The sequence below is a fragment of the Cupriavidus nantongensis genome (assembly GCF_041726985.1).
GTDB classification, from domain to species: domain Bacteria; phylum Pseudomonadota; class Gammaproteobacteria; order Burkholderiales; family Burkholderiaceae; genus Cupriavidus; species Cupriavidus nantongensis_A.
Genome location: NZ_CP168302.1, coordinates 1,188,304 through 1,215,213, shown reverse-complemented (window position 1 = coordinate 1,215,213; position 26,910 = coordinate 1,188,304). Strand labels below are relative to the sequence as shown.

Below are 26,910 nucleotides of genomic sequence, written 5' to 3'. Positions count from 1 at the left end.
GAGGCGGCGCGGCAGTTCTTTTCTGAACGAAGGACCTGAGAACACCATGCCTCAACTGGACGACTCGACATCGCGCATCTCGCGGCGGGACTTTCTTCGCGCCGGCGGTGCAGGCGCGACCGCTACCGCACTGGGTGTGTTGGCGCACGATGCCGTGGCAGGCACGGCCAAGCGGCCCTGGCGCCATCATGCGGACGTCGTCGTGGCAGGCAGCGGCGCTTCCGCAGCCGTAGCCGCGCTGACCGCGCACAGCCAGGGTGCGAGCGTGATGATGCTGGAGAAATCGCCCGTGATCGGCGGTACCTCTGCCAAATCCGCGGGCATGTTCTGGATTGCCAACAACTTCCGGATGCGGGCAAAAGGCATTCAGGACGCCAGACCGGATTTTCTGGCCTACTGCATCCGGTATTCCTACCCGCATCTCTACAACCCCGCCTCGGCGGACGCTCGGTGTCTCGCAATCGATTTACGACCTGATCGGCGCCTACTACGACCACGGCGCGGCCATGGTCGACCTGATGCGGTCGAGCGGCGCGTTGCGTGTCGGCAGGTTCCATATCCTGCCGGAAACGGAAGCGGACGACCTGCCTGACTACTTCGAGCATGGCGCCGAGAACAAGGCCCCGCGCGGCAGGGGGCTGGGCGCGCTGAAGGCCGATGGCACCCTCGGCTTCGGCGGCGAACTGATGGGGCAGCTCAAGGCAAGGATTGACCAGCTCGGCATTCCGGTGCTGACCAGCCATCGCGTGACCAGCCTGGTGACCAATGCGAGCGGCGAAGTGGTCGGCGTCATGGCCGAGAGCGACGAGGGGCCGGTGGCCGTGCGTGCCCATCGCGGCGTCATCTTTGCGACCGGCGGGTACTCGTACAACCGGGAACTGCTGAACCTCTACCAGACCGGCCCTGTCTTCGGTGGCTGTGGCGTGCCTACCTGCACCGGCGATTTCATCGCCATTGCCGCCGGCGTGGGCGCCAAGCTCGGCAACATGGGCGGGGCCTGGCGGGCCGAGATCGTGCTGGAAGAAGCGCTGCAGTACCTCAGCGTGCCCAACGACGTCTGGCAGCCGCCGGGCGACAGCATGATCGTCGTCAACAAGTACGGCCGGCGCGTCTTCAATGAGAAGCGCAACTACCACGACCGCGCCCGTGCCCACCATGACTATGATGCGAACAAGGCCGAGTACCCGAACCTGCTGACCTTCATGGTCTATGACCAGCGCGCCGCGGAGCTGTACGGCGGCAACCATCCGCTGCCCACCCAACCGACCGGTGCGCCCTATGTGCTCACCGGCAATACGCCGGCCGGCCTTGCCGCCGCCATCGACGCACGGCTGGCCGTGTTGTCCGCCCATACCGGCGGCATCCAGCTTGCGCCCACGTTCGCGCGGGAGCTAGAGCAGACCATCGCACGCTTCAATGCCTTCGCCCATGCCGGTCGCGACGCGGATTTCCAGCGGGGGGAATTTGCCTACGACCGGGATTACCGCCCGATCTTCGGCATGCCGCGCCAGGGCACGCGCTGGGGCGACGCGGCGGGGAAGAACCCGCTGCTGTATCCGCTGCAGGAAAAGGGCCCGTACTACTGCATCATCCTGGCCCCCGGCACGCTGGACACCAACGGCGGTCCGGTAATCAATGCGCGGGCGCAAGTGCTGCGCAGCGACGATCGGCCCATCCCCGGGCTTTACGGCGCGGGCAACTGTATCGCCAGCCCCGCGCATAACACGTACTGGGCCGGCGGCTGCACCCTGGGCAGTGGCATGACGTTCGGCTACCTCGCCGGCCTGCACGCGAGCCAGGCATCGCCGCACGCAGTGTGAAGCGAGTCCGGCGGAGACGAAAATGCGCCGCTCCACACTGGAGTACCACTTTGCACCCGGCACGGATGCCAGGCCGCCGCGGGTGCTGGCCCTGCATGGCGCCGGCGCCGACCAGCGCCAGCTGTTGCCGCTGCTGGCGCGCACCGCGCCGCACGCGGCCATCGTCGCGCCGAAGGCCGGACGCTGGTCTGCCTGGACGCCGGACGGACAGCGCTATGCCTGGTACCAGGACTTGTCGTTCCCCGCTGTCGAGCCGATCGGCTTTGGCGACGCACTGTGGCAGCTGGAGCGCTTCTGCGCGGAGCGCGCGGGCGGGAGCACCGGCGGAAGAACCCGGCCGCCCGATCGGATGGATATCGTTGGATTCGGTCAGGGCGCGGTGCTCGGACTGGTGCTGGCCGCGGTATGGCCGGAACGCTTCAGGCACGTCATCGCGCTGGGCGGATACTGGCCATGCATCAAGGGGTGGCAGCCCGCGCGGCGTGCCATGGCCCAGGTACAGGTGACCCTGTTGCTGGATCCGTCGGGCCCGGTGGGTTACGCGCTGGCGCAAGCCACCGGCGCCGAGCTTGTGCAACGCGGGGCTCGTGTCGAGGTGGCGTGGTGCGCTGGTGCCGGCGATCTGCGGTCGGCAAGCCTGGACACGCAATTGGCGGTGTGGCTGTCGCGTCCGCACTCATGACAGGAGGAAGGCATGAAGGCATTCGTTACCCCTTGCCTGGCGCTGGCCGCCGGTGTGCTGTCGGCAACGCTGAGCGGCACATGCCGCGGTGAAGGTGTCAGCTTCGCCAGGAATATCAGGCCCATGCTGGTGCAGAACTGCGCCGCGTGTCACCAGGGCGCGAATGCCCCCGCGGGCCTCGATCTGCTGCCCAAGGTGGTTCACTCCAATCTGGTCGGGGTCAGGTCGACGCAGAGCTCGATGCTGCGGGTCGCCCCGTCGGCGCCGGAGCAAAGCTACCTGATGCGCAAGCTCCAGGGCGCCCACCTGGAAGCCGGAGGGCAGGGCGTAGCCATGCCTCCCGGCGCACCGCCGCTAGACCCCGCCCAGATCGGCGCGATCCGGCAGTGGATCGCGGGCGGAGCCCTGAATGACTGAGCAACGGTGCCAGGGATCGCGCCTGCGCTGCTAAACGTTTATCCCATCATCCGGCGCCACACACATACTGGGCATGCCGGAAACAACATCAGGAGACACCATGGAAATCCGTGCCATGACCGATGAGCAGCGCAAGGCGATCGCGCTGGAGTACCTGAAACGGCTCGACCGGGCGCAGGATGTACTCGACCTGTTCGACGTGCACGCGGAAGTGTACTTTCCCAAATGGGGCGTCGCCGCCGGCAAGGACAAGATCGGCGAGCTGTTCACCGACCTGGTTGCACTGTTCGACTACATCAGCCACGACTACACCTATGCCAACGTGATTCAACAGGGAGACAAGGTCGTGGTGGAATCCACCACGCATGGACGTACGCGTGCCGGCGTCGAGTGGCGCGCCGGCGTGACCCACGCGGGGCGGTGGTGCGATGTCTTCGAGATCCGCGATTTCAAGATCCAGCGGCTGTATATCTACCTGGATCCGGATTACGAAGGGGCCGACACGGAACGGTACCCGTGGCTGCGCAAGCCCCAGCGCGCCTGACGGAAGACAGAGCCGAGCAAACCGGGGCGGGGCCAGCCGCCCTTGCCCCGGTTGCCGCCAAGGCGCGTCCGCAGTAACCTCTGTCCTGTCGAGTCGGCCCCTCAGCCGGCCATCCCACAGAGGAGCCCCATCATGCCGGCAGCGCCGGGCACCAAGGCTGGCACGCCATGAGCATGCCACGGACCACGCTCGAGCAATGGCGCGTGGTGCAGGCCATTGTCGAGCACGGCAGCTATGCCCAGGCCGCCGAGGCGTTGCACCGCAGCCAGTCGTCGGTCAGCTACATGGTCGCGCGCCTGCAGGAGCAGCTGGGCGTGGAGCTGTTCTCCATGGAAGGGCGCAAGGCGCGGCTGACCGAGAACGGCGCGGCGCTGCTGGCGCGCGCCAATGAACTGCTGGGCGATGCCTACCGCATCGAGCAGCTTGCCGAGAATCTGCGGAGAGGCTGGGAAGCCGAAGTACGCCTGGCGGTGGACGCCGCGCTGCCGGCCGAATTGCTGCTGTCGGGCGCTGAAGGCCTTCGCACGCCTTGCGCCGCAGACGCGCGTGCATGTCACCGAGGTGGTGCTGTCCGGCGCCGACCAGGCCTTGCTGCAGCGGCAGGCCGGGCTGGCGGTCGGCACTCGCATACCGACCGGACACTTCGGCGAGCGCCTGCTGGACATTCCCTTCGTCGCCGTTGCGCACCCGGCGCATCCGCTGCACCAGCTTGGCCGCGAGCTGACCGCCGAGGACCTGAGCCGCGAAATGCAGGTGGTGCTGCGCGACTCCGGCCAGGCCAACCCGCGCGACGACGGCTGGCTGGGCGCCACGCTGCGCTGGACCGTCAGCCATATGGAAGCCATGCGCATGCTGGTGGCGGGCGGCCTTGGCTTTGCCTGGCTGCCGCAGCACCTGGTCACCGAGCCGCGCGCGCGCGGGTACGCTGCTGCCCTTGCCGCTGCGCGAAGGCCGCATCCGGCACGTGCCGCTGTTCCTGACCCACAGCCAGCCCGACATCTCGGGCCCCGCGCTGCGCCACCTTGCCGACGTCCTGGCCAAGGCCGCCGGCGCCTACCTCGCCCATCACACTGTCTCCACCGCCGCGCCCAACATCGGCTAATCCGATCGGATCGCCCGGATTTTCGGATCAATTGGCGCACAAGCGCGCCCTACCATTCGGGAATCACGAATAAGGAACGCGTTCCGCGCCGGTTCGCCATTGCCTCCGTACGGAATGCGTCCAGACAAGGTGGCCGCACGCCGCCAACGGAGACAACATGAACCACTTCCTTGCCATCGAGGCCTTCGTGCGCGTGGCGGAAGCCTGCAGCTTCGCCGAGGCGGCGCGCCAGCTTGGCGTGGCCGGATCGATCGTGACCAGCCGGGTCCAGCAGCTTGAAAAATTCATCGGCGCGCCGCTGTTCCACCGCAGCACCCGGCATGTGCGGCTGTCCGAGATCGGCGAGGCCTACTACAAGGAGTGCGCCGAGGCGGTGTCGCAGCTCAACAGCCTGACCGACCAGATGCGCGACCTCAACGGCACGCCAACGGGCCGGCTGCGCATCCAGATGCTGCCCGGCTATGCCATCGGGCATTTCGGCGCGCTGCTGCATGACTTCACCCAGCGCTATCCCGGCATCCAGCTCGACATCATCGTCAATGACCGCGTGGTCGATCCGGTGGAAGAGGGTTTCGACGTGGCCTTCCAGATATTCCCGCCGATCTCCGGCGCGCTGATCGAGAAGCGCCTGTTCCCGGTCCGGCGCCTGTTCTGCGCCACGCCGGCTTACCTGCAGCGGCGCGGCACGCCGATGGTACCGGCCGACCTGCTGACCCATACCACGGCGCTCTACGCGGGCTATCCATCGCGCAATCGCTGGGTCTTCACGCGCGGCGAGGAATCCGTGACGCTGGAGTTGCCAGGCCAGGTGCGTTCCAACTCGGTGCACCTGCTGCGCGACTATGCGGTCTCTGGCGCCTGCATTGTCTGCCTGCCCACGCTGGTCGCCAGCGAACACCTTCAGAGCGGTCAGCTGGTGCCGGTGCTGACGGACTACACGCTGGCGCCGTTCTCCTTTGCCGCGGTCTTTCCCGCCACGCAGCGCCAGGCCGTCAAGGTCCGCATGCTGGTCGATTTCCTGCTGGAGCGCCTGGCGGGAGATCCCGCCTGGGACGTGCCGCTGCTCGCGCGCGGCTGGGTCAGCTGACGCGGATTATTCGAAAACACCGAAGGGCGCATTCGCCGTCCCGGCCATTGTTGTGGCGGTGCGATAGCCACTATCGTAGTCGCAACGAATGAACAACGACCGCAGGAGACCAAGCCGATGAATCCCACCTTGAAGACCCACTTCGGATCCCTTGCCGACTACCGCAAGGGCAACATCGAAGTCACCCAGGGCGATGCCCGCCACTACGTGTTTTCCAATGTGTTCGAGGTGGCTGCGAAGTCCGCGCCGTACGAGCGCGTGGTGGTCGGCAAGAACCTCGAATACGTGATCGAGACCCTGCGCGCCGAAGGCCAGTCGCCATGGTTTGCCTGCGCGCATGACGAGTTCGTGATCGCCATGGATGGCGAGGTGCGGGTCGATTTCGTCGCGCTGGACCAGACGCTGGCGCAGGTCGACGGCGCAGTGCTGGCGGAGCCTGCCGGCCGCGCGATGGGTTACGTGGTGCTGCGCCAGGGCCATCAGAGCCTGCTGCCCGCGGGCTGCGCCTACCGCTTCAGCGCCGCCGGGGCTTGCACGCTGATCCTGCAGGGCAAGCTCGGCGCGCTTTCGGTCCAGAAGTGGGCGGAAATCTGCCTGCACTGATCCGCTTACCGCTCACGCACCCGCCATCATTCCAGGAGCCACATCATGGCCATGCTCGACCTCGCAGACAAGCCCGCAACCGCCAGGGGCTATGCCGCCGACCAGGTACAAGCCGGCGCAGCCGACCCCGTCACCGGCTATCGCACTTTCACGCTCGGTGCCTTCCGGTTCTCGCGCGACGCTTATTTCGCCACCATCCAGTGGCCGTCGCACGGCCAGACCCGCACCCATGCCATGCCTGCCGATGCCTTCCTGCGCGCCATGATGCGCGACGTGGCGTGGGGCTTTTTCTACGGCTGGGTGAACTTCGATCATGTGTTCGGCACGCGCAACCATTACGGCAAGGTCGATGTGTATGCCGGCGCGTTCAACGGCGTGATGAAGGAGGCGGGCGTCGACTACACCGAGACCTTCGAGACGCCGCTGATCATGGCGACCTTCAAGGCCATCCTGCACGACTGGACCAACGCCGGCTTCGATCCCTTCGCCGCGCCGGAAGAGACGGGCTCCGCCTTTGGCCCCAAGCACGGCGAGAACGCCGGGGCGATCGAGCGCACGCGCATTGCCACGCGCCGCATGCCGGGCCTGCCCGATGACTCGCCGCTGCGCGACGACCTGCCCGTCAACCGGGCCTTCCTCGACGTGCCGCAGGACGAGCCCACGGTGCACTGCGAGCCGGGCTTCGAGGGCCAGCTGCATGCGTTCAACCTGTTCAAGTACCTGTCGCGTTCGGACGTGACCTGGAACCCGTCGGTGACTTCGGTTTGCGGGCAGAGCCTGTTCTGCCCCACCACCGAGGAATACATCCTGCCGGTGTTCCACGGCAACGACCGCGTCGAATGGTTCCTGCAATTGTCGGACGAGATCATCTGGGACATCGGCGACAAGAACACCGGCGCGCCGCGTGCCCGCATCACCATGCGTGCCGGCGACATCTGCGCAATGCCGGCCGATATCCGCCACCAGGGCTATTCGACCAAGCGCTCGATGCTGCTGGTGTGGGAGAACGCCACGCCTAACCTGCCCCGGCGCTATGAAAGCGGCGAGCTGAAGCCTTACCCGGTGGACTTCTGAGGTCCGACCCGCGCCTGGCCAACGACACCAAGAATCCCATCGAATCATGCAGAACAAACTCTTCATCAACGGCCGCTTTGTCGACGCGCTCGCCGGCGGCACCATCGACGTGCTGAATCCGCACGACGGCAGCCGCATCACCGCCATTGCCGCGGCCGAGGCGGCCGACGTCGATGCCGCGGGTGGAGGCCGCGCGCCGCGCCTTCCCGGCGTGGTCGCGCATGGCCGCCGCCGAGCGCGGCCGCCTGCTGCTGAAGCTGGCCGATGCCATCGAAGCCCACACCGAGGAACTGGCGCAGCTGGAATCGCTGGACACCGGCCATCCCATCCGCGATTCACGCGCGCTCGACGTGCCGCGCACCGCCGCCTGCTTCCGCTACTTCGGCGGCATGGCAGACAAGCTGGAGGGATCGGTGATCCCTGTCGAGGCGGGCTTCCTCAACTACGTGCAACGCGCGCCCATCGGCGTGGTCGGTCAGATCGTGCCGTGGAACTTCCCGCTGATGTTCACCAGCTGGAAGATGGGGCCTGCGCTGGCGGCCGGCAATACCGTGGTGATCAAGCCGTCGGAACTGACGCCGCTGTCCTCGCTGCGCATTGCCGAGTTGATGGCCGAAGTCGGCTTTCCGGCCGGCGTGGTCAACATGGTGCCGGGTTACGGGCATAGCGCCGGGCAGCGCCTCGCCGAGCACCCTGGCGTGGGCAAGATCGCCTTCACCGGGTCCACCGCGACCGGACGGCGCATCGTCGCGGCGTCCCAGGGCAACCTCAAGCGCGTGCAGCTAGAGCTCGGCGGAAAGGGCGCCAACATCGTGTTCGACGATGCCGACCTGGACGCGGCCGTCAACGGCGCCGCGTGGGCCATCTTCCATAACCAGGGCCAGGCGTGCATCGCCGGTTCGCGCCTGGTGCTGCAAGAGCGCATCGCCGATGCCTTCCTCGAGCGCTTTGGCGCGCTGGCAGCGTCGATCCGCCTGGGCAACCCGCTCGACCCCGAAACCGAAATGGGTCCGCTGACCTCGGCCCAGCATCGCGACAAGGTGCTGTCCTACGCCGGCGTGGCGCGCGAGCAGGGCGGGCGGGTGCTGACCGGCGGCAAGGCGCCTGCGCTGGCGGGGCTGGAGAAGGGCTATTACGTCGAGCCGACCATCGTCGAAGCCAGGCCGCACGACCGCGTCGCGCAGGAAGAGGTATTCGGTCCCTTCGTCACCGTGCTGCGCTTCGGCAGCGACGACGAGGCGCTGGCCATCGCCAACGCCACCGAGTACGGGCTCGGCAGCGGCCTGTGGACGCGCGACCTGAGCCGTGCCCACAAGCTGGCCCACAGCATCGATGCCGGCATGTGCTGGATCAACTGCTACAAGCGTGTCAATCCGGGCAGCCCGTTCGGCGGCGTCGGCCAGTCCGGCTATGGCCGCGAAATGGGCTTCGAGGCCATGCACGACTACACCGAGGCACGTTCGGTGTGGGTCAATGTCGACGCGACCGTGCCGCCGCACTTCAAGCGCTGAGGAACATCATGCAGGGTTTCGTCTACCAGTCGGCGCCGTCGCGCGTCGTGTTCGGCGCGGGCGCGCTGGCGCAGCTGCCGGACGAGTTGGAGCGGCTGGGCGCCCGCCGCGCGCTGGTGCTGACCACGCCCGAACAGCGTGGCCTGGGCGAGCGCGTGGCCGCGCTGCTGGGCGACCGCGCCGCCGGCGTCCACGCCGAGGCGGTGATGCATGTGCCGGTCGAGGTCGCCCGCGCCGCCCGCGCAGCGGCGGCGCGGCTGGGCGCGGATTGCTACGTAGCGGTCGGCGGCGGTTCCACCATCGGGCTGGGCAAGGCCATCGCGCTGGAATCCGCGCAGCCCATCATCGCCGTTCCCACCACGTATGCGGGGTCGGAGGTCACACCCATCTACGGCCTCACGGAAGGGCGGCGCAAGACCACCGGGCGCGATGCGCGCGTGCTGCCGCGCACGGTGCTGTACGACGCGGAACTCACGCTGACGCTGCCCGCCGAGATATCGGCCGCCTCCGGCATGAATGCCATGGCGCATGCGGTCGAAGCCCTGTACGCGCGGGATGCGAACCCGATCATCAGCCTGATGGCCGTGGAATCCATCCGCGCGCTGGCGCAGGCACTGCCGGCGGTGGTGCGCCGTGCGGACGACATCATGGCGCGCGGGCAGGCGCTGTACGGCGCCTGGCTCGCTGGCGTCTGCCTGGGCAACGTCGGCATGGCGCTGCACCACAAGCTCTGCCATACGCTGGGCGGCACCTTCAACCTGCCGCATGCGCAAACGCATGCCGCGATGCTGCCGCACACCGCGCACTACAACCATCGCGCCGCACCGCAGGCACTGCAGCGCGTGGCCCGGGCGCTGGGCGGCGAACAGGCCCATGATGCCGGGCCCTTGCTGTACCGCCTCAACCAGGCGCTGGGCATCCCGGCAGCCCTGGCGGCGCTGGGCATGCCGGAAGCCGGGCTGGACGATGCCGCCGCGCTGGCCTGCGCCAATCCCTACGACAACCCGGCGCCGGTGGAACATGCGCCGATCCTTGCCCTGCTTGGCCGCGCCTGGCGTGGCGCGCCGCCGGCCTGAGCCGGCACTGCAAAGAACACAGGAAGACCGCCATGAAGACCAGGCATACCGAGGCCGAGGCCGCCATCACCGAGCAAGTGGTGGCGCGCCTCGCCAACACCCCCGACGCGCGCCTGAAGACGCTGATGCAGGCCCTGGTGCGTCACCTGCACGCGTATGTGCGCGAGGTCGAGCCGACCGAGGAGGAATGGTTCGCGGCGATCCGGTTCCTGACCGAGACCGGCAAGATGTGCGACGGCCTGGTGCGGCAGGAATTCATCCTGCTCTCCGACACACTGGGCGTGTCGATGCTGGTCGATGCGATCAATCACCGCCAGGCCACTGGCGCGACCGAGACCACGGTGTTCGGGCCGTTCTACATCCCCGGCATGCCCGAGCGTGGATGCGGCGAGAACATGGCCGAAACCCCCGGCACGCCCGCGCTGGTGCACGGCTACGTCCGCGCCACCGACGGCACACCGGTGGCCGGCGCTGTGCTCGACATCTGGCAGACCGCCGAAAACGGCATGTACTCCGGGCAGGACCCCGCGCAGCCCGCCGACAACCTGCGTGGCCGGTATCGCACCGATGCCGAAGGCTACTACGCCATCCGCACCATCGTGCCGGTCAGCTACCCGGTCCCGGCCGACGGCCCGGTCGGACGCATGCTGCAAGCCACCGGCCGCCATCCCTGGCGGCCCGCGCACCTGCATTTCATGGTCGATGCGCCCGGACACCGCAAGCTGGTCACGCACCTGTTCAACCAGGGCGACCCGTACCTGCAGTCGGATGTGGTGTTCGGCGTCAAGCCATCGCTGCAGGTCGCCTACGAAGAGCGCCCGGCCACTGACGCGCTGGCCAGCCGGTTCGGCATCGACGGACCGTTCCGCGAAGCGCGCTACGACTTCGTGCTGGCATCACGATAACCGCGGGGAGCGCCATGTCACGCTATTACGCCATCTTCGCCACCGACAAGCCCGGCATGAGCGCGGTGCGCGAGCGGGTGCGCCCGGCGCACCGGGCCTACCTGCGCAGCGCCGACCGCCACCGCGTATTGGTGCGGCTGGGCGGCCCGACCCTGGATGTGGCGGACGATGCCATGAACGGCACGCTGCTCGTCATCGAGGCCGACCATATCGAGGACGTCGAGCGCTTTCTGCACGGCGACCCCTATATGCACGCCGGATTGTTCGAACGCATCGAGGTGCGCCCATGGGACTGGAGCCTGGGTAATCCGGAGCGCAGGGTCTAGGAGGGCGCCATGGAAACCGTTTTGCTCTGCCGGCTCGATTCGGTGCCGGATGGCGGTGCCTGCGTGGCAAGCACCGGCCGCTCCGGCGATGTGGTGGTGGTGCGCCGCGGCGAGCGCGCGTGGGCCTACCTCAACCGCTGTCCGCATTTCTCGGTATGCCTGGACTATGAGCCCGGTGACGTGCTGACCTACGACGGACAGGTGCTGATGTGCGCGCACCACAGCGCCCTGTTCCGTTTCGAAGACGGCCATTGCATCGAAGGACCGTGCGCCGGCGCCGCGCTGACCCCCGTCGCGGTACAGGTGGTCGACGGCGAAGTCCGATGCTGGTGCTCCTGACGGCCTAGCCGCCCCGGCCCCACACGCCATTCATCGACAAGCAGCAAGAGGCGCAATGCCTCGCAGGACGGCACCGGTTGCACCGGTGCCGAGGGGAGCGTTTTTTTCACAACAACGACAGGAGACAGGACACCATGGCCGAGCACTCATTCCATCGCAGGCGCCGCACCCTGGTTCAACTCGCGGCGGGCGGCGCGCTGGCCGCCACCACGCCATGGCTTTCGCCGCTGGCACGCGCGGCCGGCGGCCGCGCCCTGAAGATCGGCCTGGTCTCGCCGCAGACCGGGCCGCTGGCACCGTTCGGCGAGGCCGACCGCTACATCGTCCAGCAGATGCAGGCCGCGCTGAAGGAGGGGATCGAGATCCGGGGCAAGCGCTTCCCCGTCAGCATCGTGGTCAAGGACAGCCAGTCCAACCCCAACCGCGCGGGTGAAGTGGCAAGCGACCTGATCCTGAAGGACAAGGTGGACATCATGCTGGTGTCCGGAACGCCGGAGACCGCCAATCCCGTGTGCGATGCCTGCGAACTGAACGAGACGCCATGCGTGTCCACCGTGGTGCCATGGCAACCCTGGTTCTTCGGGCGCAAGGGCGACCCGAAGAAGGGCTTCAACTTTACCTATCACTTCTTCTGGGGCCTGGAGGATGTGATCGGGGTCTATACCGCGATGTGGCAATCGGTGCAGACCAACAAGTCGGTCGGCGCACTGTTCCCGAACGACGGCGATGGCAATGCCTGGGGCGATAACAAGGTCGGCTTTCCTCCGGTGCTGTCCCAGAAGGGCTTCGCGCTCAGGGATCCGGGCCGCTTCCAGAGCATGACGCAGGATTTCTCCGCGCAGATCGCGGCCTTCCGCCAGGCCGGCGCGCAGATCGTCACGGGCGTGGTGATTCCGCCGGATGCCAGGAACTTCCTGGTGCAGGCGCGCCAGCAGGGATTCCGTCCCAAGGTCATCTCGATCGGCAAGGCGCTGTTGTTCCCCGGGGCGATCGAGGCGCTGGGCGATCTGGGCGAGGGCCTTTCCACGGAGGTATGGTGGTCGCCCTCGCATCCGTTCAAGTCCTCGGTGACGGGGCAGTCGGCACAACAGCTCGCCGGCGCCTACGAGAAGGCCACGAACAAGCAATGGACGCAACCGCTCGGCTTCGCCCATGCGCTGTTCGAGATTGCGGTGGACGTACTCAGGCGCACCAGGGACATCGATTCCAATCTCGCCGTGCGCGACGCGCTGGCCGCGACCCGGCTCGACACTATCGTCGGCAACGTGGCATGGGGCACGGGACCGGTGAAGAACGTGGCCAAGACCCCGCTGGCCGGCGGCCAGTGGGTAAAGGGCCAGAAGCACAAGTTCGACCTGGTGATCGTCAACAACCAGTTCGCACCTGCCGTGCCGGTCGGTGCCCCGCTGCGGCTCATTGGCTGATGCGGCCCGGCATGGAGAGCGCATCATGAGCTTCGTTCTGGAACTGGCGCGGGTATCCAAGCGCTTTGGCGCGCTGACGGTCACCGACGACATCAGCTTTGCCGTCAGGCCGGGCGAGACCTACGGCATCCTCGGCCCCAACGGCGCCGGCAAGACCACGCTGTTCAACCTGATCAGCGGCGACATCCGCCCGGACTCGGGCAAGGTCTCGTTTGACGGCGCCGATATCGCCCACTTGCCGCCGCACCGCCGTTGCGTCGCCGGCATCGGCCGCTCCTACCAGGTGCCGCGGCCCTTTGGCGGCATGACGGTCTTCGAAAACCTGCTGGTGGGCGCAACCTTCGGCGGCGCCCGCCGGGAACAGGAAGCCTGCGACCTGTGCGTGCAGGTGCTGGCGCGCACCGGCCTCGGCAAGAAGGCCAACCAGCTGGCCGGCGGCCTCACGCTGCTGGACCGCAAGCGGCTGGAGCTGGCGCGCGCGCTGGCCACGCAGCCGCGGCTGCTGTTGCTGGACGAGATCGCGGGCGGCCTGACCGAGGCCGAGACCCATGCGTTGATCGATGAAATCCGGCAGGTCAAGGACAGCGGCATCACCATCGTCTGGATCGAGCATGTCATGCATGCCCTGCTGGCCGTGGCCGACCGCCTGCTGGTGATCAACTTCGGCCGCAAGATCGCCGAGGGCGCCCCGGCCACGGTGCTGGAGGACGCCGAAGTCCGCCGCGTCTATCTCGGACTGGAGGCATGACCATGCAGCCACTGTTTGACAGACCACGCGCCTGGCCGCCGGCTATGGCGACTTCCAGGCGTTGTTCGGCATCGATGTCGAGTTGGGCGCCGGCGAGGTCGTCGCGCTGATCGGGGCCAACGGCGCCGGCAAATCCACCTTCTTGAAGACGATCGCCGGGTTGCTGCGGCCGACCGCGGGCCAGGTCCTGTACCAGGGCATACCGATGGCCGGGATGCCCGCCGCGCAGATCGTCGGCAAGGGCATCGCGCTCGTGCCCGAGGGGCGGCGGCTGTTCAGCAGCCTGAGCGTCGAGGAGAACCTGCTGATCGGCGCCTGGAGCGGCCGGCCCGGACGCTGGAACCTGGACACGGTGCTCGACCTGTTCCCCGCGCTGCGCCAGCGCCGGCATCACGCCGCCACGGCGCTGTCGGGCGGGCAGCAGCAGATGGTCGCGATCGGCCGCGCGCTGATGAGCAACCCCGAGCTGCTGATGTGCGACGAGCTCTCGCTGGGGCTGGCGCCGGTGATCGTGCGCGAGATCTACGCGGCGCTGCCCGCCATCGTTGCCGGCGGCATGAGCGCCATCATCGTCGAGCAGGACGTGCGGCTGGCGCGGCAGGTGTCATCGCGCTTCTACTGCTTCCAGGAGGGGCGGGTCTCGCTCGCGGGCGCCTCCGCGGAGGTGTCGGACGCGGCGATCGCCCAGGCGTACTTTGGAGTCGAGGCATGAACACGCTACTCAATATTCTGATCCAGGGCGTGCTGCTCGGCGCGCTCTATGCACTGTTCGCCATGGGCCAGTCGCTGGTGTTCGGCGTGATGCGGCTGACCAACATCGCCCACGGCGATTTCATCGTGCTGCTGGCCTTCCTGCTGTTCGCGCTGACCGCCATCGCCAAGCTGCCGCTGGCGGTGGCCGTGGTGCTGCTGGTGCTGATCGCGTTCGTTGCCGGCTATCTGTTGCAGTACACGGTGCTGAACCGTGTCAGCAGCCGCGATCCGCTGCCATCGCTGATGGTGACCTTCGGGTTGTCGATCGTGATCCAGAACGTGCTGCAGGAGCTGTTCTCGGCTGACCCGCGCTCGGTCGGCACCGGCGGCTTCGAGTCGCGGAGTCTGCCGCTGCCCGGCGGCATCAGCGTGGGCTACCTGCCGCTGCTGACGCTCGCGGCCACCGTCGCGATTACGCTGGGATTGCAGTGGCTGTTCGGCCGCACCGCGCTCGGTCGCGCGTTCCGCGCCACCTCGGACGATCGCGAGACCGTGCAGCTGATGGGCGTCTCGCACCGCCGCACCTATGCGCTGGCGATGGCCATCGCCTTCGTGCTGGTGGCGGTGGCGGCGGCGCTCTACGCGATGCGCACATCGGTGTCGCCCGCGGACGGGCCCGGGCTGCTGCTCTACGCCTTCGAGGCCGTGATCATCGGCGGCATGGGCTCGTTCTGGGGCACCTTCCTCGGCGGCATGGCGCTCGGCGTGGCCCAGCAGGCCGGCTTTTACTTCGACCCTGGCTGGGGCATCTGGCTGGGACACGTGATGTTCCTCGCGGTGCTGGTCGCCAGGCCCCAGGGCTTCATGCCCAGGACCGCATAGGGGACCGACATGGAAAATCCTGTGACGACTGCAATGACGGACCAACCCGCGTTCACGGTGCAACGCGGCACGCGCGCCAGCAGGGTGGCGCTGCTGTTGCTGCTGGTGGCGGCGCTTGCCGTGGCCAGCGCGCCCTACTGGGCCGGCCGCGATACCATGCGCGACTTCACCCAGATGGCGTCGTACCTGCTCTTTGCGCTGATGTGGAACCTGCTGGCGGGCTACGGCGGCATGGTCTCGATCGGCCAGCAGGCGTTCTTCGGCATCGGCGGCTATGCCATGCTGGTGCTGGCCAATGTGTGCGGCGTGTCGCCGTTCCTGGCGGTACCGCTCGGCGCGGCCGTGGCGGTGCTGGTGGCGCTGCCGGTGTCGCGCATCGCGTTCCGGCTGGAGGGCGGGTATTTTGCGGTGGGCACCTGGGTCATCGCCGAAGTGTTCCGGCTGGGCATGGCCAATGTGTCGGCACTGGGCGGCGGCTCCGGCACCAGCCTGACGGCGCTGCAGGGCATTCCGCGCGCAACGCGCGAGTCATTGACGCTGTGGCTGGCGCTGGCCGCGGTGGTGGGTGGCATTGCCTTGCTCTATGCGTTCCTGCGCGCCAGGCCCGGCCTCGCCCTTACCGCCATGCGCGACAACGCCGTCGCGGCCGCCAGCCAGGGCGTGGATGTGCGACGGGCGCGGCTCACTGTGTACCTGGTCGCCGCCGGCGGCACGGCATTCGCCGGCGCGCTCTACTTTCTGGGCAACCTGCGGATCTCGCCCGATGCCGCCTTCTCGGTCAACTGGACCGCGTTCGGCATCTTTATCGTGCTGATCGGCGGCATCGGCACGCTCGAGGGTCCCATCATCGGCGCGCTGATCTTCTTCGTGCTGAACAAGTTCCTGTCGGACTACGGCACCTGGTACCTGATCGGGCTGGGCATCGTGGCCATCGCCGTTGCGCTGTACTTCCCCCAGGGCATCTGGGGCTATGTATCGAAGCGCTTTGGCCTGCAGTTGTTTCCGGTAGGAAGGCGGGTGGTGTTCACGGACCCGGGTCCGGCGCATCCCACCTCGCCGCAAGCCAGCGTGCCCGGCACGGTAGTGATCCATGGCACGCCGCAGCCGCCGTCCGCGCGCGAGGTCGCCTCGTAGCGCGGCACGGCACCAGCCAGCATCAGAACCAAAAAATAGTATCCGGAGGAAACATGAAAACATCGACGGCACTGCCAGCGTGCCTGGTCGCCGCCATGCTGCCTGCGCTGGCGAGCGCGCAGAGCAGCGTCACCCTGTCGGGCGTGATCGACGGGGGCATCACCTACGTCAACAACCAGCACGGCGGCGCTGCCACGCTGCTCGACAGCGGCGTACTCGCGCCCAACCTGCTGACCTTCAAGGGCACCGAAGACCTGGGCGGCGGCACCAAGGCCCTGTTCGAGCTGACTTCGCAGTTCGAGCTGAGCGACGGCAGCACCATCCCCGGCGCGGGGCAGATCTTCAACCGTACCGCGCTGGTCGGCTTGTCCAGCGAGAAGTTCGGCACGCTGACCGTGGGCAACCAGTATGACTTCATGTTCGAGTCGCTGACAGTCCGCCGCTTTGACGGCGCCTTCCTGTTCGGCGGGCTCTACGATTTCCGGCAAGGTCCCTTCACGGCGCTGGGCGTGCCGAACAACCCGACCGGCTCGTTCGACTTCGACCGCATGGCGGGTGCCACGCGCGTAGCCAACTCGGTCAAGTACCGCTCGCCCGAGATCAGCCACTTCAGCTTCGGCGCGCTGTACGGGTTCGGCGAGACGCCGGGATCGGTGGCGTCGAACGCCACCATGAGCTTCGGCGCCAATTACGAGAACGGCCCGCTCGGGGTGGGCGCGGCCTACGTGGACGTCAAATACCCTCAGCTCGGCAATGGCCACGACAGCATCCGCAACGTGGGCGTGGGGGCGCACTACCAGTTCCCCTCGGTGCTGGCGATGCTGCTCTACACCAACACCAGGAACACGGCCACGGGCGCCAGGATCAACGTGTACAAGGCCGGCGCGCTGTGGAACATCTCCGGGCCCTGGGCGGCCGGACTCGACTATGCCTACATGCAGGGCAATGAAGCGCTGCAGAACAACAAGGCCCACCAGGTCGCCGCGGCGCTGCAATACCATTTTTCCAGGCGCACCACCGCATATGTCGAAGGCATCTACCAGCGGGCCAGTGGCGATGGACCGGTCACGCGTGCGTGGATCAATGGCCTGTTGCAGCCGGATGGGGCGGCCAGCAACCGGTCGCAGACCCTGGCGCGGGTCGGCCTGCTGATGAAGTTCTAGCGCGTCGATCCCAGGACCCAAAAAAAAACGCGGCACCTGACCGGTGCCGCGCTTGTCACCACGCCGCCTGCCCGCACGGGCAGGACCCCGGCGCTGTGCTGCTGCTTACCGCTTGCTGTCCTTCGCGTACACGCGCTCCCCGGCCACCCAGGTCTGCAGCACCTGCGTCTTCCAGATATCGGCCGGCTTGACCTTGAACAGGTCCTGGTCGACCAGGATAAAGTCAGCCCACTTGCCCGGCTCGAGCGAGCCCAGCGTCTTCTCCTGGTGCTGGGCGTAGGCCGCGTCCAGCGTGAAGGCGCGGAAGGCTTGCGGCAGGGTCATGGCTTCTTCCGCATGCCAGCCCTTGATCGGGCGGCCTTCATGGTCGGTGCGGGTGACGGCCGCGTGCAGGCCGTAGAACGGATTGGCCGATTCCACCGGGAAGTCCGACCCGCCCGCGATCACGGTGCCTTGCCTGAGCAGCGTCTGCCAGGCGTAGGCGCCCTTGATGCGGTCCTTGCCGACGCGGTCTTCGGCCATGTTCATGTCGCTGGTCGCGTGCGTGGGCTGCATCGATGCGATCAGGTCCAGGGTCTTGAAGCGCGGGATGTCCGGCAGCGCGATCACCTGGGCGTGCTCGACGCGGTTGCGCAGCTCGCGCCCGCCCACGTCCTTGTACGCCGCTTCCATGGCGTCCAGCACCTGGTGGTTGGTGGCGTCGCCGATGGCGTGGATGTTGACCTGGTAGCCAGCCTTGATGGCGGTCTTGACCGCGGCCTGCATGGCGGCATCGCTCATGAACAGCAGGCCGCTGTGCACGTGGTCGTCCGAGTACGGCGCCATCAGCGCCGCGCCGCGGCTGCCGAGGGCGCCATCGCCGTACAGCTTGACCGCGCGCAGGTAGTAGCGGTCGTTGCCGTAGCCCGACAGCGGGCCCTTGGCCGACAGCGCCTTGAAGTCGTCGCCGGTGTCCCGGATCATGCCGTAGATGCGGGTGGTCAGCTTGCCCTGGTCGGCGAACTCGCGGTAGATGCGGTCTTCGGCGACGGTCACGCCGGCGTCGCCGGCGGCGGTCAGGCCCAGCGCGTTCATATGCGCCAGCGCGGCGGCCAGCGCGGCGCGGCGGTCGTCGTCGCTGTACGGCGGGATCACGTTGTTGACCAGCGCCATGGCCTTGTCGACCAGCACGCCGGTGGGGTTGCCGCTGGCATCGCGTTCGATGCGCCCGCCGGCCGGATCCTTGGTGTCGCGCGTGATGCCGGCGGCCTGCAGCGCCTTCGTATTCAGCCACGCGGCGTGGCCATCGACGCGCACCAGCCGCACCGGGCGGTCTGACACCGCGGCGTCGAGCTCGGCCGCGGTCGGGAAGCGGCCCAGCTTCCAGTTCACCTGGTTCCAGCCGTAGCCCAGCAGCCATTTGCGCTGCGGGTTCTTGTCGCCATAGGTGCGGATCATGCCCTGCGCCTCGGCCAGCGTGCGCGTGCCCGACAGCGAGATCTCGGTGGTCTTGAAGCCCAGGCGGAACACGTGGCCGTGGGCATCGATCAGGCCCGGCAGCAGGGTCTTGCCCTGGCCGTCGATGCGCTGCGCGCCCGGATACTGCGCGCGCAGGGCGGCGGCGTCGCCGGTGGCCAGCACCTTGCCCTGGTCGAATACAGCCCGGTGAAGCGGGTGACCTTGTCCTGCTGCAGGGTATAGCCCTGCACCGATTCCACCAGCGTGGGCGCGGCGTGCGCGGGCAGGCCCAGGGCCATGCCGGCGCCAAGCGCCAGCAGGCTGATGCGGATTGCTTTCTTCAAAGCGATGCTCCTTGTTGTTGTGCTTTTTTGCTTGTTACTGCGGATTGCCAGGCGCCCGGGAACGGCGCCTATTCACCGGCCGCCGGCACGGCGGTGCGCGTGACCGCGGCATCGCGGGCCGGCAGCGCGGGGAATTCCATTGCGGCATAGGGCACGAAGCGCGTCTTGCGCGCGATGCGGTAGCCCAGCCAGATCAGCAGGAAGATCGGAATGCCGATATAGGTGGCGGCCACGCTGACCCAGTCGATCTTGCCGCTGGTAAAGGCCTGGTAGTTCTGGCCCAGCGTCACGACCAGGCACAGCCCGAAGGCAAAGATCGGCCCGTAGGGAAAGAACGGCGAGCGATAGGGCAGGCGGTCCAGGTCAAGCCCCTGGGCGACAAAGCCCTTGCGGAAGCGGTAATGGCTGACGGCGATGCCGAGCCAGGCGATGAACCCCGTCATGCCCGACAGGTTCAGCAGCCACAGGTACACCGACTTGCTTTCGAACAGCGAAGTCAAAAAGCACAGCGCGCCGACCGCGGTGGTGGCCAGCAGCGCCACCAGCGGCACGCCGTTGCGCGTCAGCCGGGCAAATACGCGCGGCGCGCGGCCCTCGGTGGCGAGGTTGTACAGCATGCGGGTCGATGCATACATGCCGGAGTTGCCCGCCGACAGCACCGCGGTCAGGATCACCGCGTTCATCACGCCGGCGGCAAAGGCCAGGCCCGCATGGCGGAACACCAGCGTGAACGGGCTCACGCCCACCGTCTGCACGTCGCTCTTGAGCAGGCTGGGGTCGGTGTAGGGAATCAGGATGCCGATGATCAGGATCGCCAGCACATAGAACAGCAGGATGCGCCAGAACACCTGGCGCACGGCGCGCGGGATGTTCTTGGCCGGATCGGCCGATTCGCCGGCGGCGACGCCGATCAGTTCGGTGCCCTGGAACGAGAAGCCGGCAATCATGGCCACGCCGATCAGCGCGGGCAGCCCGCCGACGAAAGGCGCATCGCCGGTGGTCAGGTTGGCCAGGCCGTGGCTGGCCGCCATGTCGCCGCGCAGGATGCCGAAGATCATCAGCGTGCCGATGCCGATAAAGGCCACCACCGTCACCACCTTGACCAGCGCGCACCAGTATTCGGCCTCGCCGAAGCCGCGCACCGAGATCGCATTGAGCGCGAACATCAGGCCCAGGAACAGCGCGCTCCACAGCACGCCGGGCGTGTCCGGGAACCAGTACTGCATCACCAGCTGGGCCGCGGCCAGTTCCACCGCGATGGTCACGGCCCAGTTGTACCAGTAGTTCCAGCCCAGTGCGAAGCCGAAGCCCTCGTCGACATAGCGCGCGCCATAGGTGGCGAACGAGCCCGACACCGGCATATAGGCCGCCAGCTCGCCCAGGCTGGTCATCAGGAAATAGACCATCGCGCCGATCAGGATGTAGGCGGCCAGCGCGCCGCCGGGCCCGGCCTGCGCGATGGTGGCGCCCGAGGCCACGAACAGTCCGGTGCCGATCGAGCCGCCGATGGCGATCATGGTGAGATGGCGGGCGCGCAGGGTGCGGCGCAGCGTGGGCGCGGGTGCGCCGGCGGAGGAAGGCTGGGAGGGTTGTGTCGACATCGGAATCCGGTCTGGGCGCGCCGTGCGGTACAAGCCACGAAGGGACGCAAAGGGGCGCGAAGGCGCGCAACTATGCCGGCATCGCCGGGCGGCCGCAAGCTGCGCCAGGCCGCCAGCCGCGCGGGCGGCGACACATGCCGCAGGGCCTCCTCCCGGTGCTACCGGCCGGTATATTGGGCGGCATCATAAGAGAAATCGCTGTGCAGGGAAAGCCGCTGCGCCTGCCCGGCACCGGTGCCGTGCGTCAAGTGCCGCACTCGCCGCTCGCCGCCGCACGCCGGCCCGCCCGCGCATGCTGCGGTGCAGGCATTGCGGTGTAGGACAAACTCCCGGCGCGGACAGGAATGGCACCGCTGCCGGGGCCGGCGCGCGGGGTATATCTTGCGAGGTAGCAGGCGCTGCACGCCGGCCGGTGCGAGGACCCGGCCACCGGCCCATCCCCGTTCCTTCATTCACTGGCGCAGGGAGACTGACGGATGTTCCAGACGCACAGCCATGTTCCGCTCGACGCCCGCAGGCCGGTGACCGCGGCACGTGCCGGCGCGGGTTGGTTCACGCGCGTTGGCCGGCTGGCCGCGCTCGCGCTGGCGGGCCTGCTCGGCACCGCGGTGCTGGGCGGCTGCGCCAGCCTGCCGGCGCAGGCGGAGCGCACCCCGTCGACCGCCCCGGCCAACACCAGCGACACGCCGCTCGGCAAGGTGCTGGCGCCGCGCCTGGCCAAGCGCCCGGGCGAGTCGCTGTTCTACCCGCTGCAGTCCGGACCCGACGCGCTCGCCGCGCGGCTGGCGATGGCGCGCGCGGCGCAGCGCAGCCTGGACCTGCAGACCTATATCTTCGAGCCCACCGGCACCGGCGCCGCCGTGCTGGGCGACATCCTGGACGCGGCCGACCGCGGCGTGCGCGTGCGCATGCTGCTCGACGACCTGCATACCGGCGGCCTCGACAAGGTCCTGTCGGCGATCGATTCGCATCCCAATATCGAAGTGCGGCTGTTCAACCCGTTTGCCAACCGCAGCGTGCGCTGGCTGGAAATGCTGGTGGGCTTCAACCGCCTGGACCGGCGCATGCACAACAAGTCGATGACGGTGGACAACCAGATCACGCTGCTGGGCGGGCGCAATGTCGGCGACGCGTATTTCTCGGCGCGCAACGACATGGACTTCAGCGACCTCGACGTGCTGGTGGCCGGGCCGGCGGTGCCGCAGGTGTCCGCAGTGTTCGACGAATACTGGAACGACGCATCCTCCTATCCCGTGGTGGCGCTGATCCCCGCCGGCAAGGAGGCACCGGTGGAAATGCGCAGCCGGCGCAAGCGGCTGGAGGCGCGTGGCGACCAGGCCGTGGCCAGTCCCTACGTGCAGGAGCTGCTGGACTCGGGGCTGGCCAAAGGCATCGAGAGCGGCCACATGCCCGGCTACTACGGCAAGGCCGTGGTGGTCTCCGACAAGGCGGCCAAGATCACCCACCAGACCCACGACGATCCGGGCCACGCCACCGCCCGGCTGGAGAAGATGATCAGCAGCGCGCAGAAGGAGGTGCTGCTGATCTCGCCCTACTTCGTGCCCGACGACGACGGCGAAGCCTGGCTGATCGCGCTGGCGCGGCGCGGCATCCGCGTGCGCATCCTGACCAACTCGTTCGCCGCCACCGACGTCAGCCCGGTGCACGCGGGCTACGCGCCGCATCGCAAGGCGCTGGTGGCCGCCGGCGTGGAGCTGTACGAGCTCAAGCCCAGCGCCTACGCCGAGCTGGCCAACCGCGGCAAGGCCGCGCGCGGCTCGCGCTCGCGCGCCTGGCTGTCGTCCAGCCGCGCCAGCCTGCACGCCAAGAACTACATCGTCGACCGGCGCCTGGTCTTTATCGGCTCGCTCAACATGGACCCGCGCTCGGCCAAGCTGAATACCGAGATGGGCGTGGTGCTCGACAGCCCGGCGCTGGCCGAGCGCATGACCCGGTCCACCGAAGACGGGCTGCTCGACATGGCCTACCGCGTCGGACTGCAGACCGATGGCGACGGCAGCAATCCGCGCCTGACGTGGACCACGCGCGAGAAGGGGCAACTGGTGGTCTACGACCGCGAGCCCGGCATGGGCCCGCTGCAACATCTGGGGATCGGCGTGCTGCGCGTGCTCCCGATCAAGGAAGAGCTGTAAAGCGGGTCCGCCGGGTGGGCCGCGGCTTCCCTGAACCTCTGATTGGGAGTATTTTTTCCGGCACCGTAGCTCCCCTCCGGAGGAATTCCATGAAAGCTGCAGTGCTGCATCAACCCAGGACGCCGCTGGTGATCGAAGACGTGGCCATCGGCAAGCCCGGACCGCGCGAAGTGCTGGTGCGCACCGCCGCCGTCGGCGTCTGCCACTCGGACCTGCACTTCGTGGACGGCGCCTACCCGCACCCCGTTCCCACCATCCCGGGCCACGAGGCGCGCGGGCGTGGTCGAGCAGGTCGGCGCGGAAGTCCGCACGGTCAAGCCGGGGGACCACGTGATCACCTGCCTGTCCGCCTATTGCGGCCATTGCGAGCATTGCCTGACCGGCCACCTGTCGCTGTGCACCGAGCCCGATACCCGCCGCCGCGAAGATGAGGCGCCGCGGTTGCAGGCCGCCCATGGCAACGCCATGCATCAGTTCCTGAACCTGTCGGCCTTTGCCGAGCAGATGCTGATCCATGAGCACGCGCTGGTGGCGATCCGGCGCGACATGCCGCTGGACCGTGCCGCGCTGATCGGCTGCGCAGTGACCACCGGCATGGGCGCCGTGATCCATACCGCCAGGGTACAGCCGGGCGAGACCGTCGCCGTGATCGGCTGCGGCGGCATCGGCCTGGCCACGGTCAACAGCGCCGCCATCGCCGGGGCGGGCCGCATCATCGCCATCGACCGGGTGCCCGGCAAGCTCGAGCTCGCCCGCAAGTTCGGCGCGACCGACGTGATCGACGCGAGCGAGGGCAACGTGCTGGACGCGGTGCGCGCCCTTACCGGCGGCGGCGTGCACCATGCCTTCGAGGCCATCGGCCTGAAGGAGACCACCGAGCAGGCCTTTGCCATGCTGCGCCGCGGCGGCACCGCCACGGTCATCGGCATGATCGCGCCCGGCGTCAAGATCGAGCTGAAGGGCAGCGATTTCCTGGGCGAAAAGCGCATCCAGGGCTCGCTGATGGGCTCCAACCGCTTCCCGGTGGACATGCCGCGCATGGTCGACTTCTACATGGCGGGCCGCCTGCACCTGGACGAGCTGATCGCGCAGCGACTGCCGCTGGACCGCATCAACGACGCCTTCGACGAACTGCGCCGCGGCGAACTGGCGCGCTCGGTGATCCTGTTCGACTAGGGGCAGCCAGGCCGGTGCGGGGTCGGAAACCCCGCCGGCCGGCGTTCAATAAGGCTGGTCCGCCGGCCGCACCTCGAAGCGCAGGATCTCGGCCAGGTCCAGCATCTCTTCGTCATCCTCGCTGCGCGTGATCCAGCCGGCGTAGGCATCTCCGCCGGTATCCCAGTTCCACAGCGTATAGCCGGCCACGCGCAACTGGTTATGCGCCAGCTCCATCAGTTCCGGCACGCTGGTGCCCTCCAGGAAGGCCTCGTCCTCGGGGTCGTCGGTGCCCCAGTCGAGCTCCAGGTCCATGCGCTCGCACAGCTGGGTCAGGCAGCCGATAAAGGACTGCGCGTCCTTCCAGTCGACAAAGAACCCGGACTGCCAGTCGATGACCTCGCGGATCACCCACAGCAGTTCCGGCCCGTCGGTGTCGTCGTCCTCGGCATCGAGCAGGGCATCCTCGAACATCGCCATCTGGGCCGAGGCCTGGGCGCTGTCGCCAAGGTTGATCAGGGCGAAGAAACGCGCGATCGCGTCCTGCGACTCGTCGTCCAGCGGTGTGGCCATCTTTTTTCTCCAGTTGCCGCGGCGCGCTAGGCCGCGATGCGGATGATCTCGCGTTGGCCCGCGGGTGTCACGCGCAGCGCGCGCGAAGTGCGCGTGGGCTCGACCCAGCCGCGCGCCAGCAGGCTGCCCAGCAGCGCCGCCCCCAGCGCGCCGCCCAGGTGCGGCTTGCGCTCACTCCAGTCCGGGCAGGTGCAGGCAAACTGCCGCCGCTTGCGGCGCGCCGCATCCACGTCCACGCCCAGCCGCGCCAGCGCCTGCGCGCCGTCGCCGCTGAGCTCGACGCGCGGCCCGTCCAGCATCAGCCAGCGCGACTGCGTCATGCGCTCGAACAGCCCCACCGCCAGCTCGCCCGCCAGGTGGTCATAGCAGGTGCGCGCCTGGCGCAGCGCCGGCGGCGCCGTGCGCGACACCGGCACCGCCCGCAGCCGCGGCGGCTGGCTCGCCAGCGACGCCGACGCCAGCGCCTCGATCGCCACGCCGATCTCCGGCGCCGCCAGCCGGTAATAGCGGTTGCGCCCGCGCGTCTCCGCCACCAGCAGGCCGCCTTCGGACAGGCGCGCCAGGTGCCCGCTGGTCGAAGAAGCCGACAGGCCGGCGATCAACGCCAGCTCGCCGGCGGGCCGTGCGCTGCCGTCCATCAGCGCCCACAGCATGGCGGCACGGCCGGGATCGGCGAGCAGGCTGGCGAGGTGGCTGATGCCGGGGGTGTAATCCATGGTTTGGGTTTGGGTGAAGGGTGTGATGCGGAGTATAGGACGGGGCGGGGGCGAGTGAGTGGGCGGTTTAGTTATGAAGACGATGTGGACTCGATTCAGACCTTCTATGGATTGTTGACCGCTGACCCTGCGGGCTATGCGCGGGAACAACTGTCTGGGAACGAGCAACTGGTGAATGTGCATCGACGCTACACCACCTACATAGTTGAGCGGAGCCGCGATGCCAGTGTCGACTGGAAGCGTCTGCCTAAGCACGAGTGGCATGACCGATATCGCGATGATACCAAAGATGTCCGTGCCGTCCTTTCTAAGAGGCTGACGCATGCGAATTCGCGCGATACCGGTGCGCGCTTGCTTACCACTGCCATTCCATTTTGGGTTGAATTCTCGTTGATGGAGGAGTGCCGTCAATTAATCTCCCTGGCGCTCGCAATTGAAGTAGACTTCGCGACCCACCAAAGAATGGCGCTGTACGCCGCGCTGGGTACCTCACTGACCGGGGCTCGCGGACCCGTTGACAAAAACTTCCGTGCCTGAGAACGGGTGTATTTGCTATTGCCGCGCGCAATGCATGAAGTAGACAAAAGAGTTATGTTCGGACCATAAACCTCGTTGCAAAAATATATTGAGCTGGCGAATATGGGTTGCGAGATATTAAATACATCGCAGGGAAAATCATAATCAATGTTATGTTTGGAGTGCTCGCGTCTGAAAAAACTGCCATATATCTGGAGTGGATATTCGTGGAGATCGCGCCCCTTGTTGTCTACGAGGTCACGCACTAAAGGTCCGTGACGGTGGGCGGCGCGAGCTTGTCGAACCGATGCGGGGCAGGTGCCATACGTCCACGGAATCCGCCTTCAGCTATCGGAAGGGTTGCTGCCCTGCCTGCCTGCGGGTCGCGGAGCGCAATCATTGCCCGTCTTGCCATGCCTGGTTAGTGCCAATATGAGATGTTTTTGAGCGAGATCGCGGAAACCTCAGTTTCTCGATATACCCCCTATTTGGGGCGAGCAATTGGCTCGGAAAAGCGATATTCTCTACACGTTTGATTTCCAGGGTCTGCGCTTGGAACAAGCTGATAACGTTGTCGACTACCCCGACGGTTAGTGCAGGCGTGCATCCGCCTTGCCTGGTCAGGGTATCCGCCTTCGCGACGCTCTTCGCCTGCTCCTTGTTCTTGCCGGAGGCAGTCAAGAATTGGAGAAGCCGACGGAGGACGAAGCTACCTACCTCGTGGTGGCGGACAACCCCATCTGCGGGAGCAGATCTCGATGAAACAACAGACGCGTTCCGGTGAGAAAACCGCCTATGACATCGTCGTTATGCATGTGCAGGGCAGAGACAGACGCCGTCCGATCTTCACTAAGTTTGCTTTTCGACCGCTAACTTCGACTCGAC

The 26,910-nt window shown here is 67.5% G+C and carries 23 protein-coding genes and 5 pseudogenes; 24 read left to right on the top strand and 4 right to left on the bottom strand.

The genetic code is table 11. The annotated features are described in order from the left end of the window. Positions 1-46: 46 nt before the first annotated feature. The 21 genes and pseudogenes from ACEI37_RS05200 to ACEI37_RS05100 all read left to right on the top strand — a co-directional run. Positions 47-319 (top strand): annotated as a pseudogene (locus ACEI37_RS05200) (FAD-dependent oxidoreductase); the annotation flags it as partial. Between the two features lie 13 nt (positions 320-332). Then, positions 333-1,820: an FAD-binding protein gene (locus ACEI37_RS05195; RefSeq protein WP_373377653.1), complete on the top strand. Its 1,488-nt coding sequence runs from the start codon at positions 333-335 to the stop codon at positions 1,818-1,820. A 22-nt stretch (positions 1,821-1,842) separates the two neighbouring features. Continuing rightward, complete coding sequence (locus ACEI37_RS05190; RefSeq protein ID WP_373377652.1) at positions 1,843-2,502, top strand: alpha/beta hydrolase; 660 nt, start codon at positions 1,843-1,845, stop codon at positions 2,500-2,502. Between the two features lie 12 nt (positions 2,503-2,514). Beyond that, positions 2,515-2,919, top strand: a complete 405-nt coding sequence (locus ACEI37_RS05185) for a hypothetical protein (RefSeq protein ID WP_373377651.1) — start codon at positions 2,515-2,517, stop codon at positions 2,917-2,919. Positions 2,920-3,019: 100 nt separating this feature from the next. Then, positions 3,020-3,463 carry a nuclear transport factor 2 family protein gene (locus ACEI37_RS05180; protein WP_373377650.1) on the top strand — a complete coding sequence of 148 codons (444 nt, stop codon included), beginning with the start codon at positions 3,020-3,022 and terminating at the stop codon, positions 3,461-3,463. Between the two features lie 167 nt (positions 3,464-3,630). Continuing rightward, positions 3,631-3,768, top strand: a pseudogene (locus ACEI37_RS05175) (LysR family transcriptional regulator); the annotation flags it as partial. An 82-nt stretch (positions 3,769-3,850) separates the two neighbouring features. After that, on the top strand, positions 3,851-4,726 hold the full coding sequence (locus tag ACEI37_RS05170; RefSeq protein ID WP_373377649.1) for a LysR substrate-binding domain-containing protein: 876 nt from the start codon (positions 3,851-3,853) through the stop codon (positions 4,724-4,726). Then, the gene (locus ACEI37_RS05165) at positions 4,723-5,652 is read left to right on the top strand and encodes a LysR substrate-binding domain-containing protein (RefSeq protein WP_373377648.1); all 930 of its coding nucleotides are present in this window, start codon (positions 4,723-4,725) and stop codon (positions 5,650-5,652) included. The genes ACEI37_RS05170 and ACEI37_RS05165 overlap by 4 nt, the downstream gene beginning before the upstream one ends. A gap of 117 nt (positions 5,653-5,769) precedes the next feature. Next, positions 5,770-6,255, top strand: coding sequence for a hydroxyquinol 1,2-dioxygenase (locus ACEI37_RS05160; RefSeq protein ID WP_373377647.1), 486 nt, complete (start codon positions 5,770-5,772; stop codon positions 6,253-6,255). Positions 6,256-6,300: 45 nt separating this feature from the next. Next, complete coding sequence (locus tag ACEI37_RS05155) at positions 6,301-7,329, top strand: hydroxyquinol 1,2-dioxygenase (RefSeq protein ID WP_373377646.1); 1,029 nt, start codon at positions 6,301-6,303, stop codon at positions 7,327-7,329. 46 nt (positions 7,330-7,375) lie between these two features. Next, positions 7,376-8,840: pseudogene (locus ACEI37_RS05150) on the top strand (aldehyde dehydrogenase family protein). An 8-nt stretch (positions 8,841-8,848) separates the two neighbouring features. Beyond that, positions 8,849-9,916, top strand: a complete 1,068-nt coding sequence (locus ACEI37_RS05145) for a maleylacetate reductase (protein ID WP_373377645.1) — start codon at positions 8,849-8,851, stop codon at positions 9,914-9,916. Positions 9,917-9,948: 32 nt separating this feature from the next. Continuing rightward, positions 9,949-10,821 carry an intradiol ring-cleavage dioxygenase gene (locus tag ACEI37_RS05140; RefSeq protein WP_373377644.1) on the top strand — a complete coding sequence of 291 codons (873 nt, stop codon included), beginning with the start codon at positions 9,949-9,951 and terminating at the stop codon, positions 10,819-10,821. Between the two features lie 14 nt (positions 10,822-10,835). Further along, positions 10,836-11,147: a YciI family protein gene (locus tag ACEI37_RS05135; protein ID WP_373377643.1), complete on the top strand. Its 312-nt coding sequence runs from the start codon at positions 10,836-10,838 to the stop codon at positions 11,145-11,147. A 9-nt stretch (positions 11,148-11,156) separates the two neighbouring features. After that, the gene (locus ACEI37_RS05130) at positions 11,157-11,486 is read left to right on the top strand and encodes a Rieske (2Fe-2S) protein (protein WP_373377642.1); all 330 of its coding nucleotides are present in this window, start codon (positions 11,157-11,159) and stop codon (positions 11,484-11,486) included. Between the two features lie 134 nt (positions 11,487-11,620). Continuing rightward, positions 11,621-12,910 (top strand): ABC transporter substrate-binding protein, encoded by a 1,290-nt coding sequence (locus ACEI37_RS05125; protein ID WP_373377641.1) that lies wholly within the window; start codon positions 11,621-11,623, stop codon positions 12,908-12,910. A 25-nt stretch (positions 12,911-12,935) separates the two neighbouring features. Beyond that, positions 12,936-13,658, top strand: coding sequence for an ABC transporter ATP-binding protein (locus tag ACEI37_RS05120; RefSeq protein ID WP_373377640.1), 723 nt, complete (start codon positions 12,936-12,938; stop codon positions 13,656-13,658). 61 nt (positions 13,659-13,719) lie between these two features. Further along, entirely contained in the window at positions 13,720-14,370 is a 651-nt protein-coding gene (locus ACEI37_RS05115; protein WP_373377639.1) for an ABC transporter ATP-binding protein, read from the top strand. Continuing rightward, a complete protein-coding gene (locus ACEI37_RS05110) occupies positions 14,367-15,233 on the top strand; it encodes a branched-chain amino acid ABC transporter permease (RefSeq protein WP_373377638.1) in 867 nt (288 codons plus the stop codon). The genes ACEI37_RS05115 and ACEI37_RS05110 overlap by 4 nt, the downstream gene beginning before the upstream one ends. A gap of 33 nt (positions 15,234-15,266) precedes the next feature. Then, positions 15,267-16,367, top strand: coding sequence for a branched-chain amino acid ABC transporter permease (locus ACEI37_RS05105; RefSeq protein ID WP_373377637.1), 1,101 nt, complete (start codon positions 15,267-15,269; stop codon positions 16,365-16,367). Between the two features lie 53 nt (positions 16,368-16,420). Further along, on the top strand, positions 16,421-17,530 hold the full coding sequence (locus ACEI37_RS05100; protein ID WP_373377636.1) for a porin: 1,110 nt from the start codon (positions 16,421-16,423) through the stop codon (positions 17,528-17,530). Positions 17,531-17,635: 105 nt separating this feature from the next. Here ACEI37_RS05100 and ACEI37_RS05095 read toward each other — a convergent pair. Further along, positions 17,636-19,311 (bottom strand): annotated as a pseudogene (locus tag ACEI37_RS05095) (amidohydrolase). A gap of 68 nt (positions 19,312-19,379) precedes the next feature. Beyond that, entirely contained in the window at positions 19,380-20,912 is a 1,533-nt protein-coding gene (locus ACEI37_RS05090; RefSeq protein WP_373377635.1) for an amino acid permease, read from the bottom strand. 476 nt (positions 20,913-21,388) lie between these two features. Between ACEI37_RS05090 and ACEI37_RS05085 the strand changes: the two genes are divergently transcribed. Both ACEI37_RS05085 and ACEI37_RS05080 read left to right on the top strand, forming a co-directional pair. Continuing rightward, positions 21,389-23,065, top strand: a complete 1,677-nt coding sequence (locus ACEI37_RS05085; protein ID WP_373377634.1) for a phospholipase D family protein — start codon at positions 21,389-21,391, stop codon at positions 23,063-23,065. An 89-nt stretch (positions 23,066-23,154) separates the two neighbouring features. After that, a pseudogene (locus ACEI37_RS05080) lies at positions 23,155-24,241 on the top strand (Zn-dependent alcohol dehydrogenase). Positions 24,242-24,286: 45 nt separating this feature from the next. Here ACEI37_RS05080 and ACEI37_RS05075 read toward each other — a convergent pair. Together ACEI37_RS05075 and ACEI37_RS05070 are read right to left on the bottom strand one after the other, a co-directional pair. Beyond that, positions 24,287-24,793, bottom strand: coding sequence for a hypothetical protein (locus tag ACEI37_RS05075; RefSeq protein WP_373377633.1), 507 nt, complete (start codon positions 24,791-24,793; stop codon positions 24,287-24,289). Positions 24,794-24,819: 26 nt separating this feature from the next. Further along, positions 24,820-25,509 carry a helix-turn-helix transcriptional regulator gene (locus tag ACEI37_RS05070; RefSeq protein WP_115681967.1) on the bottom strand — a complete coding sequence of 230 codons (690 nt, stop codon included), beginning with the start codon at positions 25,507-25,509 and terminating at the stop codon, positions 24,820-24,822. Positions 25,510-25,593: 84 nt separating this feature from the next. Between ACEI37_RS05070 and ACEI37_RS05065 the strand changes: the two genes are divergently transcribed. Next, on the top strand, positions 25,594-26,046 hold the full coding sequence (locus ACEI37_RS05065; protein WP_373377632.1) for a hypothetical protein: 453 nt from the start codon (positions 25,594-25,596) through the stop codon (positions 26,044-26,046). The last annotated feature ends 864 nt before the right edge of the window (positions 26,047-26,910 follow it).